We start from the raw sequence: 11,606 nt of genomic DNA, 5'->3' as shown, positions 1-11,606 counted from the left end.
CAGCCCACTCACAAGGAGCATACATGGCATCGATTTTCTACCTGCACGGCGGCCCAGGCCTGAGCGTCGCCATCGAAAGCATGCGCTTCCCGCAGGCCGTCGACGTGGAATGGTGGCAGCAGCCGCCTGCCGCGCCGTGTGCGCAGCGTCCCTACCTGGATTTGTTGGAGGCCACGTTGGCCGGGTTCCGCCGCAGCGCGCAGGCGCACGGTGCGCCGCTGACCGTGATGGCCAGTTCCTTCGGCGCGCACCTGGCGACCCATGTCGCCAACCATGCGCCGGAACTGGTGGCGCGCGTGGTGCTGCTGGCGCCGACCTACAATCCCGAACAGGCCGCGCTGCGGCTGGCGCGGCACGCGTTGTCCCGCAACGCCGGTCATGCCGACGCGCCCAAGGTTGTCGCGGCGTTGGCGGCCTACGATGCGGCGCCGGGGCGGGCGCGCTTCTGGGACGTGTTCGGCGTGCTGCAACTGTTGCCGGATGTGCCGTCGCTGTATTTCGGTCCGGATGCCGGCGATGCGCCGCGCCATTTCCTCGAAGTGCTGCAACAGCCGGGCGCCTTTGATGGTCCGACCTCGGTCGCGGTGTCGGACGACTTTGCGGCCAGCTTCCAGCCGCCGGGACGCAGCGCCTTCAGCGGACCGGTATCGGTGCTGTTTGGCCGCTATGATCCGATGATCGATGCGGAACAGGATGGCGCCATCTGGCGCGCCATCTTCCCGCAGGCGAATGTGCGCCTGGTCGACAGCGGCCACTTCCCGCTGCTTGAATCGTCGCTCGAAGCCTGCCTGACCTAAGCCGCCAGCGCCTGCCGCGCGCTCAGCGCGAGAAGTGGGCGTCGATTTCTTCCAGCGTCTTGCCCTTGGTTTCGGGCAGCAGGAAGGTGGCGGTCAGGAAGTACAGCAGTGCGCAGCCGGCGCCGTAGAAAAACAGCGTGGCATAGCCATACTGGCCGACCGTCGGCAGGAACACCGCCGCGATCACGGTGGACACAAACTGGTTGATCAGCAGCGCCACGCTCATGCCGTTGGAGCGGATACGGTTGGGCATCAGCTCCGACAACGCCAGCCACACGCACACGCCGGGGCCGACCGCGAAGCTGGCGACGAACAGGCAAATCGCCAGCGCCACCTGCCAGCCGTGCGCGGAGGGCGGCACCGCCGACAGGTGCGCCTGCTCGATGCGCAGCGGCGCGCCGACGGCTTCGGCCGGATCGGCGAACGGATTCAGATGCAGACGGCGGAAGAAGGCGCCGATCACGCTGTCCGCCTGCACCGTGTCTTCACGGGCGACGCGCAGCAGCGGCAGCGCCGGATCGTCGCTGCGGCGGCTTTGCACGTTGGTGAACGGGCCGTAGGAATAGGCGATCGATAGCTGCATCGCCGCGCCATCAGTCGGCGTGCCGCCCAGCGCCTGCAAGGTGGCTGGATCGAGGCGCAGCTCCAGGCCATTGGCCTGCGCGCGCGTTTGCAGCATGGCGCTGATGTCGCGCTGCTCGCCCTCCACGCTGCGGAACAGCAGGCCCGCCGTCAACAGCGCCAGCACGATGCCGCCGGTACCCAGCATCATCAGGAACTTGCGGCCCTTGCGGTCCACCAGCACCACCGCCACCACCGTCATCACCGCGTTGAGCACCTTGAGCGCGACGTCGGCCATGTTGGCGGTGGCGCCGGGCAGGCCGGCCTGGTTCAGGATGGTGACCACATAGGCCAGGATGGAATTGATGCCGGTCGCCTGCGTCAGCGCCAGCACCAGGCAGGCCAGCAGGAAGGGCAGCACGTAGCGGCGGCTTAGCAGGCGGTCGTTTGCCACCGCTCCGCCGGACGACGTAACTGGCGACAGCGCCAGTTCAATATCGCGCAGTTCCGCTTCCGCCTCGGCGGCGGGACGGGTGCGCAGCAGCGCGGCGCGGGCTTGGGCGATGCGGCCCTTGCGCGCCAGCCAGCGCGGCGATTCCGACAGCAGCAGGCCGCCCAGCGTGAACACCAGGCCAGGCGCCAGGCACACCCAGAAGATGCTGCGCCATGCGTGGTCCTTGGCCGCGAACACGGCGTCGGCACGCGCCGCTTCCGCCAGATGCGCCGCCGCCGCCGTGGCGGTTTCCACCGTCTGCGCCTGGAACAATCCGATCAACGCCGCCGCCACCAGGCCGATGGTGAGCAGCAGCTGGAACAGCGCCGCGCCGCGGCCGCGATGGCGCGCATGCAGGCACTCGGCCAGGTACAGCGGCACCACCACGCCAATCAAGCCGCCGCTGATGCCTTGCAGCAGACGGCCCAGCATCAGCGGCAGGTAGCCGTCGGCCAGCGCAATCAGCGGTATGCTGAGCGTGAACAGGGCGCCGGCCAGCACCATCGCCGCGCGCCGCCCCACCAGGTCGGCCAGCGCGCCGGCGAACAGCGACGACAGCACGGAGCCCAGCAGCACCGCCGCGACGATAAAGCCCAGCTGCTGCGCGCTCAGCTTCCACGCCACCGACGCCGTCGATTCCAGATAGGGCAGGGCGCCGGCGATGATGCCGACGTCTATCCCGTAAAGCAGCCCTCCCATACCGGCGATAAACAGCAGAAAGCCCATGGCGCGGGCGGGTGCGGTTGGCAGGGTGGCTTGCATCGAAACTCCGGCTAGTGAGAAGAAAGATCGATGGCTTCGCCTTCAACGAAGACGGCCACCGGCTGCAGATCGGCATTCAAAACTACGAGGTCGGCCCAGGCACAGGGCGCCAGGCGGCCGCGCTCCGTCTCACCGAGGTAGTCGGCGGGGTAGAGCGACAAGCGGTTGGAGGCGTCGGCCAGGTCCAGCCCGAGGCCGACGAAATTGCGCAGCGCCTGGTCCATCGTCAGCACCGAGCCGGCCAGCGAACCGGTGGCCAGCCGCACGCAACCCAGGCACTTGTAGACGCGCTGGCTACCCAGCCCATACTCGCCGTCCGGCATGCCGGTGGCCGAGGTGGCGTCGGTCACGCCGTACAGGCGCGGGATGGCGCGCAGCGCGGCGCGGATCGCGCCTTCGTGCACGTGCTGCAGGTCGGGGATGATCTCGGCATATTCGGCATGCGCCAGCGCGGCGCCGGCGATGCCGGGATGGCGGTGGTTGAGCGCCGTCATGCCGTTAAACAGATGGGTGAAGCCGGCCGCGCCGGCGTTGAGCGCGGCCACGCCGTCCTCGTAGCTGCCGTTGCTGTGGCCCAGCTGCACGCGGATGCCCATCTGCTTGAGCATCGGGATCAGGTCCAGGTGGCCGTCGACTTCGGTGGCCAGCGTCAGCACGCGGATGGCCGCCAGTTCGTGATAGCTGCGCAGCAGCTCCAGGCTGGCCACGGCCACCGCGTCGGCCGGCTGCGCGCCGAGGCGGTGGATGCTCAGGAATGGCCCTTCCAGGTGCACGCCCAGCATGCGCGCGGCGCCGGCCGGGCGTTCGGCAATCACGCCGGCCAGGCCCTTGAGCGCGCGGCGGATCGAATTGTCGGTGGCCGTCATGGTGGTGCCCAGCATCGCCGTGGTGCCGTGGCGCGCGTGGCTGCGCGCCACGCTGGCGCCGGCGTCGCCGCCTTGCATGATGTCGACGCCGGCGGCGCCGTGCACGTGCAGGTCGATGAAGCCGGGCAGTATCGTCAGGCCGCTGTTGTTGCCGGCCTGCGCGTCCGCCTGGATGGTTTGAATACGCTGGTCAAAGGCGATGCTGCCCGTGATCCAGCCTTGTGGCGTGAGGATTCTGCCGCTTAAAACGTCGTTGCTTAACACAGTTATTCCGCTATCAGGAGTTCGATGCCGGCTTCCAGCAGGCCATCGCGGTATTCCGCGCTGATGCTGGCGTCGGTAATGACGGTATGGACGCGGTCCAGCTGCACGATGCGGTGCAGGCTGACGCGCCCGAATTTGGAGGCATCGGCGAGGACGATGATTTTCTTGGCCCGTTCCACCATCTTGTGGTTCAGGCTCGCTTCCGCCTCGTGGTGGGTGGTGACGCCGAATTGCAGGTCGAAGCCGTCGACGCCGAGGAACAGCTTGTCGAAGCTATAGGCCTGCAGGCAGGCCTCGGCCTGCGTGCCCTGGATCGACAGCGACTGCTTGCGCAGCAGGCCGCCCGTCAGGATCAGGTCGACGCCGGGGGCGTCGGCCAGTTCCCAGGCGATGTTCAGGCCATTGGTCATCACCGTCACGTTCTGCGCCTCGCGCAGGTGGCGCGCCAGCGAGATGGTAGTGGTGCCCGAATCGATGATGATGTTGTCGCCCGGCTGCACCATGCGCGCGGCCCAGGCGCCGATGCGCTCCTTCTGCTCGTGGTTCAGCGCGTCCTTCTGCGGTATGGTCTGTTCGGGCGGCGGGGTGCGGGTCAGCGTGGCGCCGCCGTGGCTGCGCGTGGCCAGACCCTGCGATTCGAGCGCACTGAGGTCGCTGCGGATGGTGACGGCGGAGACGCCCAGCTGGTCCACCAGCGCGGCCACCTGGACCGAGCCGTGTTGGGTAAGCGCTTGCAAGATGGAGGCGCGGCGTTGACTGGTATTTCGCATTATTGTGCAGTCGATTCTACAAAAACGTCGAGCTTAACAGATCGCAGCCGCTGTGCCAGCAGGCGCGGATGCATTGAGCGTCGTATTTGCCGCCGCATTACGGTTGCAGGCGCGCGCATATTGCGCCAGCACGCGGCCGATTTTGTGCTCCAGCAGCGCTTCGGCCTTGGTGGCCAACCGGCCTTGCACCACTTCCAGATACTGTTCCGGCAGGTGTTGGCTCAGCAGCGACAGCGGAATCGCCAGCGCATCGAGGTTGGTGCACAGTTTGTCGACGGCGGCCACGATCGCCGGCTCGCCCCAGTAGTAGCGGCAACGGTCGCTCAGGCCATAGCGGCGCAGCAGGCGTTGTTCGGCGCTGGTGCCGGGATAGTGCTTGGCCCAGTGCTTGGGCTGCGCCAGCATGGTCTCGTCCAGCACCTGCATCAGGCGCGAGGCCTGGCCGGGCGCCACCAGTTCTTCCTCGATCAGGCACAGTGCCTGCAAGGCCTCGCGCAGCGCGAAGGTGGCGGCCGGGCCGACCTTGAGGATGGCGAAATGGTCGCGCACCATGTCGTGCAGCGCCGATTCGCGCTGGTAGTCGGTGGAGTGGGCTTCGAACACCAGGCCGGGCTGGCCGGCGACGAAGGCCGACAGCGCGGTCGCCTGCGCGGCGTCGTAGTGCTGGATCTGGCTGTGGTCGAAATCCACGCCCGGCTGCACCACCATCGCGATCACGCGGCGCCAGGCGCTGTGCAGTTCCATGGCGAAGAAGGCCAGGCGGTGCACGTCCAGCGTGCGCGCAGCGGCCTTGGGCGAGGTGACCGCGCCGGCCTGCGCCAGGTTGGCTTCGCCGCCCGGGATCGGCACCTCGGTGCCGATCACGTACACCGGCGGCGGCAGGCCGGCCAGCTCGGCGGCCTTTTCCGCCACCGCGCACAGCCGCGCCGAGCGGGCGGCGATGGTTTCGTCGCTCAGCAGCTGTGGATCGTCGGCGCAGCGCATGCTGCAATCGAGGTGGATCTTGTGGAAGCCGGCGGCGGCGTAGGCGGCGATCAGCGTCTCCGCGTGCTGCATGGCGGTGACCGCGTCCAGTCCCTGCCAGGCGTTGGGGCCGAGGTGGTCACCACCCAGCACCAGGCGCTCCAGCGGGAAGCCCTGGCCGCGCGCCAGGTTGTGCACGTAGTCGCGGAAGGCGGACGGCGTCATGCCGGTGTAGCCGCCGAACTGGTCGACCTGGTTCGAGGTCGCCTCCACCAGCAGCACGGTGTCGTAGTCGGCCGCCACGCGCATCGCCGCGCGCAGCACGCTCGGATGGCTGCAGCAGACGCTGTACAGGCCTGTTGCTTCGCCGCGGCGGTGGGCGGCGACGAGCTGCTGGACGGGGGACAGGGTTTCGGTGGTTTTCATAAGCGTTTGTTTATTGGACGATTAGTGGCCGCTGAGTTGCTGACGGGCGAGCAGGGCGGCGCCACGCGCGCCGCCGGCGTCGCCGAATTTCGGCGGTAGGATGGGCGGCACGCGCACGCCGGGGAACAGATGGCGGCGCATCGCGGCCGGCAGCTGGTCGTACAGGTGGGCCAGTTGCGACAGGCCGCCGCCCAGCACGATGGCGTGCGGGTCCAGCGTCAGTACCAGCGTGGCCAGCGCGTGGCCCAGCAGGTCGGCGTGCAGCGCCATGGTCTGGGCGGCGATGGCCGAACCGGCGCGCGCCTGCGCGACGATGGCCAATGGCGTTTCGTCGCCGCCGCCGAGGTGCTGGTGCAGCCGGCTCATGCCGGGGCCGGAGACATAGCGTTCCAGGCAGCCGCGCCGGCCGCAAGGGCAGTCGAGGATGGGCAGCGCATGAGGGAGCAATTGCGCGGCCGGCAGCGGCCAGTGGCCCCATTCGCCGGCCACGCCGTTGGCGCCGCGCAGCAGGCGGCCCTCGACGCAGTAGCCGCCGCCGGCGCCGGTGCCGATGATGGCGCCGAACATGGTCGGCTGGCCGTGCGCCGCGCCGCCTTGCGCTTCCGACAGCGCGAAGCACTGGCAGTCGTTGCCGACGGCGACCGGGCGTTCCAGCGCATCCTTGAGCGCATGGGCCACGGCGCGGCCATTCAGCGCCGGCACGTTGGAGCTGAGCTGCCGCCCGGTGGCACTGTCGATCACGCCGGGCAGGCCGATGCCGACCGGCGCGCGCAGGCCGAGCGCCTTGTCGGCGCGGCCCACCAGGCCCTGGATCGCCAGCAGGAACTCGGCGAAATCGGTGCCCGGCGTGGCGATGCGCTCGCGGTGGACTTCCTTCAGTTCATGGCCTTCCTCGGCAAACGCCACCAGCTCGATCTTGGTGCCGCCGATGTCGATGCCGTGATAGCCGCGTGGTTCAGAATTCGTCATGGCGGTAGATGGTGACGCCCTGCACGACACGGTTGACGGTGCCGCCGGCAAAAGGATTATCGGGACGCAGTTGCAGCAGCGCCGACTGGTGCAGCGCGTACTGCTGCGCCATCAGCAGCCACAAAGGCGCCAGCCAGGCATCCGGCCAGGCCGGCGCGTCGATGCCGATGTCGGCGCCCGCGCCCACGGTCAGGCAGCGGCCGGCGACCTGGTCGCGCTGGAGTTCCAGCAGCAGGTCGTGTTCATAGCGGCGCGACAGCGGATCGGAGCTGCGGAACAGCACCACCAGCGTCTCCTGGTTCAACGCGGCCTTGGGGCCGTGGCGGAAACCGAGCGCGCTGTTGGCCATCGCCAGCACGCTGCCGGCGGTCAGTTCGAGGATCTTCAGCGCCGCTTCCTTGGCCAGCGCTTCCAGCGGACCGCTGCCCAGGTAGACCACGCGCGAGACGCGCTGCGCCGCCAGTTCGGCCACCGGCGCCGACCACGCGGCCAGCGCCTGCTCGCCCAGTTGCGCCAGCGTGTCCAGGCGCTCCGGCTGGAAGTCGGGATCGAGCACGCACAGCGCGGCCAGCAGCATGCAGGTGAAGCTGCTGGTCATGGCGAAGCCGCGGTCGCAGCTGGCGGCCGGCATCATCAGGTTGAGGGTTTGCTGGTCGCCGGCGCCTTGCAGGGCCAGCGCGCCGTCGGCGTTGCAGGTGATGTTGAGGAAGCGCGCGGTCGGCACCATGTCGCGCACCAGCTGCACCGCCGCCGTGCTTTCCGGGCTGTTGCCGCTGCGGGCGAAGGACACCACCAGCGTCGGCGCCGTGCGTTCCAGGTACAGCGCAGGGTGGGTCAGCAGGCTGGTGGTCGACAGGGCGCGCACCTGGCACGGCCAGGCGGCGTTGATTTCGTCGGCGATGATTTCGCCCACATAGGCCGAGCTGCCGGCGCCGGTCAGGATCACGCGCTGCTGTGGATTGCTCAGGGTGTCGCCCAGGAAGGCGGCGATGCGGCTTTTTTCCTTGGCGAGATGCGTCGCCAGTTCGCGCCAGAGGGCTGGCTGATGGACGATTTCTTCGGCGGTATCGAGGCCGCCGATATCGCGCCAGGCTTGTGGGGCACGTTGGAGTAAGTTGGTCATCGAAAGAATTAGTCTGGTTAAGTCAGGGAAAGAATAAGGTTTTATTTTCGGAATGTCAAATTCGAAAGCAAAAAGAAAGTTGCTTTGCCGTGCCGATGTCCGCCACTGTACCACTTTTGCCACGAAATCGAAAGTATGTTATTCGATCAACTATCAATACGAAAGATTTGACAGGTTCTTTTTAAATATTTTCTTTCTTTTTGTTGACCGGGCTTATTTTTATTCCTAGAGTAATTGCATCGCAACGCATTTTCTTTCGAAATAAGCAGACTATGAAACAGATTTCAGCCATTGCCGCCTTGCTTGCCAGCGCACCTTTATTGGCCGCGCCGATCGGCAATTTACGTACCGTCACCACTGGCGCCGGCCAGCAGTGGGATCTGGTCACCGACACCGGCGCCCATATACAGCTTAGCCTTCCGCGCGCCGATGTGCTGCATATTTGGGCCGGCCCCAAATCCGGCCTGACTGGCGCCGGCGACAAGGCCGCGCCCATCGTCGTCGCCACGCCGTCCGCCACGGTGGAGCACAGCGTCAGCGAGCAGGCCGACCATATCCTGATCCGCACGGCGGCCCTGAGCCTGCGCATCGACCGCAAGCCGCTGCGTTTCAGCCTGTTCCGCGCCGGCGATGCGCAGCCGCTGTGGCGCGAGATCCAGCCGCTGGAACTGGGCGACAAGCAAAGCGTGCAGACGCTGTCGAGCGACAAGGCCGAACGCTTCTTCGGCGGCGGCCAGCAGAACGGCCGCTATGAATTCAAGGGCAAGCAGCTGCAGGTGTCGTACTCCGGCGGTTGGGAAGAGGGTGACCGTCCCAGCCCCGCGCCGTTTTTGATGAGCTCACGCGGCTGGGGCATGCTGCGCAACACCTGGTCCGATGGCAGCTACGACCTGCGCCAGAACGACCAGATCTCGCTGGAGCACAACGAAGCGCGCTTCGACGCCTACTACTTCGTCGGCAAGGACCTGCGTGACGTGCTGGCCCGCTACACCGAATGGACCGGCCGCGCGCGCATGCTGCCGCGCTGGGCGCTGGAATACGGCGACGCCGATTGCTACAACGACGGCGACAACGTCAAGAAGCCGGGCACCGTGCCTAAAGGCTGGACCGACGGCCCGACCGGCAAGACGCCGGACGTGATCGAAACCGTGGCGCGCCAGTACCGCGAGCACGACATGCCGGGCGGCTGGATCCTGCCCAACGACGGTTACGGCTGCGGTTATTCGGCGCTGCCGGAAACGGTGCAGGGCCTGGCGAAGTACGGCTTCCGCACCGGCCTGTGGACCGAGAACGGCGTAGAGAAAATGGCGTGGGAAGTCGGCACCGCCGGCACCCGCGTGCAGAAGCTGGACGTGGCGTGGACCGGCAAGGGCTATCAGTTCTCGCTGGACGCCAACAAGTCGGCCTACGACGGCATCCTGAATAATTCCGATGGCCGTCCGTTCATCTGGACCGTGATGGGCTGGGCCGGTACCCAGCGCTACGCCGTCACCTGGACCGGCGACCAGAGCGCCAGTTGGGACTACATCCGTTGGCACGTGCCGACGCTGATCGGCTCCGGCCTGTCCGGCCAGGCCTACGCCACCGGCGACGTCGACGCGATCTTCGGCGGCAGCCCTGAGACCTACACCCGGGATCTGCAGTGGAAGAGTTTCACGCCGGTGCTGATGGGGATGTCCGGCTGGGCGGCGGCGGAGCGCAAGCATCCGTGGTGGTTCGCCGAGCCTTACGTTAGCATCAACCGCCGCTACCTGAAGCTGAAGATGCGCCTGACGCCGTATATGTACACGCTGATGCGCGAGGCGGAGCAGAGCGGCGCGCCGCTGGTGCGCGGCCTGATGTGGGATAACCCGGAAGATCCGGCGGCCTACACCGAAGCCTACAAATACCAGTACCTGCTGGGCCGCGACCTGCTGGTGGCGCCGGTGTACCGCAGCCAGGCGGTCAGCCAGGGCTGGCGCCGCGGCATCCACCTGCCGCAGGGCCAGTGGTTCGATTACTGGGACGGCCGCCAGGCCACGGCCGGCAAGGGCGGACGCGATATCGACCTGGCCGTCACGCTGGACAAGCTGCCGGTGTTCGTCCGCGCCGGCGCCATCCTGCCGATGTACCCGGAAATGCTGTACGACGGCGAGAAGCCGAAGGACGTGCTGACACTGGACCTGTATCCGCAAGGCGCTTCCGAATTCACGCTGTACGAGGATGACGGCAACACCCGCAAATACCAGGACGGCGCCTTCAGCCAGCAACTGATCCGCATGAACGCAGCCGCCGACGGCGTCAAGGTCGACGTCGAACCGGTGGTGGGCAGCTATGCCGGCCAACCGGCGCGCCGCGCCTATGCACTGCGCCTGTTGACCCGCCAGCGTCCAGCCGCCGTCAGCACCGGCAGTGCTGTGCTGCCGCCGCTGGCCGATCGCGCCGCCTTCGACGCCGCCGCCGAAGGCTGGTACTTCGACGCCGCCGACCGACTGGGCACGCTGCACGTCAAGGCCGCCAGCCAGGACATCCGCCAGCCGCTGCGCTTCACCGTGCAGACCGGCGCCGCGACTATGGTGGCCGACGACGCCTTCCCGGCCGCACCGGTGCTGGGCCGCGCCATTCCGGCCGACGCCATGATGGTGATGAACCGTCCGTCCGAGGAAACCGGCTACCCGCTGGAAAACGCATTCGACAACAACCCAAGCACCTGGTTCCGCACCACGCGCAGCCCGGCGGTGCAGGGCGGTCCGCATGAATGGGTGATCGGCTTCACCGAACGCCGCCTGATCGACGGCATCGAACTCGCGCCGCGCACCGACCAGCACTGGCAGCACGGCCAGATCCGCGACTACGAGATCTACATGGGCGACAACAACGGCGACTGGGGCCAGCCGATCAAGCGCGGCCAGTTGAAGCTGGAGCAGGGCCTGCAGACGATCAGCTTCCCGCCGGCCGCCGGCCGCCTGCTGCGCTTCCGTGTCATGAGCACGCAGAACCCCGAGGGCGATGGCGCGGCCGCCACCGATCCGATGGTGACCGCCGTCGGCACGCCGCCAGCACGCGCCTTCAACGCCGCCGTGCCAAGCGAGGTGCAGCCGATCACGTTGTCCGAGTTCCACGTCATGGCCTACCAGCCGAAGGAAGGCCCGGAAGTACAGCAGTTCCTGTCCGACCTGGCCTTGCCGAAGAACGTCAGCCGCGACAAGCCTGCGCATGGCAGCGAGATGCGCATGAACGGCCTCTGGTTCCGCAAGGGCCTGGGCGTGGGCGCCACCAGCCGCGTCGACCTGCAACTGGCCGGCAACTGGAACCTGCTGCGCGCCGATCTGGGCGTGGACGACAGCTGCCGCAGCGCCGGCGGCATGCAGTTCCAGGTCTGGAGCGGTGAACGGATGTTGTACGACAGTGGCCTGATCGCGGCGCCCGCCGTGGTCAAGCCGGAAATTGATGTGCGTGGACTGAGTCAACTCAGCCTGCGCACCCTGGGCGCGCGCGGTAGCAAGCCGGCCCAGGTCTGCGGCAACTGGGCCAATGCGGTCCTGATAGGAACAGAGGGCAGCACCGTCCGGCCGCGCTGACCTAACCCCTTATTTTCACAAGAAAGAGCCCCTCCACGGACCGGGGAGGGCT

General features: G+C 67.5%; 8 protein-coding genes. 2 read left to right on the top strand and 6 right to left on the bottom strand.

The window, feature by feature from the left end:
• Positions 1 to 23 precede the first annotated feature (23 nt).
• Complete coding sequence (locus D0T21_RS11135; RefSeq protein WP_116989779.1) at positions 24 to 797, top strand: alpha/beta fold hydrolase; 774 nt, start codon at positions 24 to 26, stop codon at positions 795 to 797.
• A 22-nt stretch (positions 798 to 819) separates the two neighbouring features.
• Here the strand turns inward: D0T21_RS11135 and D0T21_RS11130 are convergent, their stop codons facing one another.
• From D0T21_RS11130 to D0T21_RS11105, 6 genes are read right to left on the bottom strand one after another with little or no spacing between them, the layout of a single operon-like run.
• Positions 820 to 2,613, bottom strand: coding sequence for an MFS transporter (locus D0T21_RS11130; RefSeq protein ID WP_116989780.1), 1,794 nt, complete (start codon positions 2,611 to 2,613; stop codon positions 820 to 822).
• 11 nt (positions 2,614 to 2,624) lie between these two features.
• On the bottom strand, positions 2,625 to 3,743 hold the full coding sequence (nagA, locus tag D0T21_RS11125) for an N-acetylglucosamine-6-phosphate deacetylase (protein WP_116989781.1): 1,119 nt from the start codon (positions 3,741 to 3,743) through the stop codon (positions 2,625 to 2,627).
• A 2-nt stretch (positions 3,744 to 3,745) separates the two neighbouring features.
• Positions 3,746 to 4,513, bottom strand: a complete 768-nt coding sequence (locus D0T21_RS11120) for a DeoR family transcriptional regulator (RefSeq protein WP_026335293.1) — start codon at positions 4,511 to 4,513, stop codon at positions 3,746 to 3,748.
• A 33-nt stretch (positions 4,514 to 4,546) separates the two neighbouring features.
• A complete protein-coding gene (locus D0T21_RS11115; protein ID WP_199538450.1) occupies positions 4,547 to 5,902 on the bottom strand; it encodes a D-tagatose-bisphosphate aldolase, class II, non-catalytic subunit in 1,356 nt (451 codons plus the stop codon).
• A 21-nt stretch (positions 5,903 to 5,923) separates the two neighbouring features.
• Entirely contained in the window at positions 5,924 to 6,871 is a 948-nt protein-coding gene (locus D0T21_RS11110) for an ROK family protein (protein ID WP_116989782.1), read from the bottom strand.
• Positions 6,858 to 7,994, bottom strand: coding sequence for an SIS domain-containing protein (locus D0T21_RS11105; protein ID WP_116989783.1), 1,137 nt, complete (start codon positions 7,992 to 7,994; stop codon positions 6,858 to 6,860). The genes D0T21_RS11110 and D0T21_RS11105 overlap by 14 nt, the downstream gene beginning before the upstream one ends.
• 272 nt (positions 7,995 to 8,266) lie before the next feature.
• Here D0T21_RS11105 and D0T21_RS11100 point away from each other — a divergent pair, with 272 nt between their 5' ends.
• Positions 8,267 to 11,554, top strand: coding sequence for a TIM-barrel domain-containing protein (locus D0T21_RS11100; protein WP_116989784.1), 3,288 nt, complete (start codon positions 8,267 to 8,269; stop codon positions 11,552 to 11,554).
• Positions 11,555 to 11,606 lie beyond the last annotated feature (52 nt).

Origin of the sequence: Duganella sp. BJB476 (assembly GCF_003416895.1) — a bacterium.
Lineage (GTDB): Bacteria > Pseudomonadota > Gammaproteobacteria > Burkholderiales > Burkholderiaceae_D > Rugamonas.
This window is presented reverse-complemented; position numbering and strand designations above follow the sequence as displayed.

What these genes read in the sequence shown, in the direction of transcription:
- D0T21_RS11135 (WP_116989779.1), top strand. Translation starts at nt 24, where the DNA reads ATGGCATCGATTTTCTACCTGCACGGCGGCCCAGGCCTGAGCGTCGCC.
- D0T21_RS11130 (WP_116989780.1), bottom strand. Translation starts at nt 2,613, where the DNA reads ATGCAAGCCACCCTGCCAACCGCACCCGCCCGCGCCATGGGCTTTCTG.
- D0T21_RS11120 (WP_026335293.1), bottom strand. Translation starts at nt 4,513, where the DNA reads ATGCGAAATACCAGTCAACGCCGCGCCTCCATCTTGCAAGCGCTTACC.
- D0T21_RS11115 (WP_199538450.1), bottom strand. Translation starts at nt 5,902, where the DNA reads ATGAAAACCACCGAAACCCTGTCCCCCGTCCAGCAGCTCGTCGCCGCC.
- D0T21_RS11110 (WP_116989782.1), bottom strand. Translation starts at nt 6,871, where the DNA reads ATGACGAATTCTGAACCACGCGGCTATCACGGCATCGACATCGGCGGC.
- D0T21_RS11105 (WP_116989783.1), bottom strand. Translation starts at nt 7,994, where the DNA reads ATGACCAACTTACTCCAACGTGCCCCACAAGCCTGGCGCGATATCGGC.
- D0T21_RS11100 (WP_116989784.1), top strand. Translation starts at nt 8,267, where the DNA reads ATGAAACAGATTTCAGCCATTGCCGCCTTGCTTGCCAGCGCACCTTTA.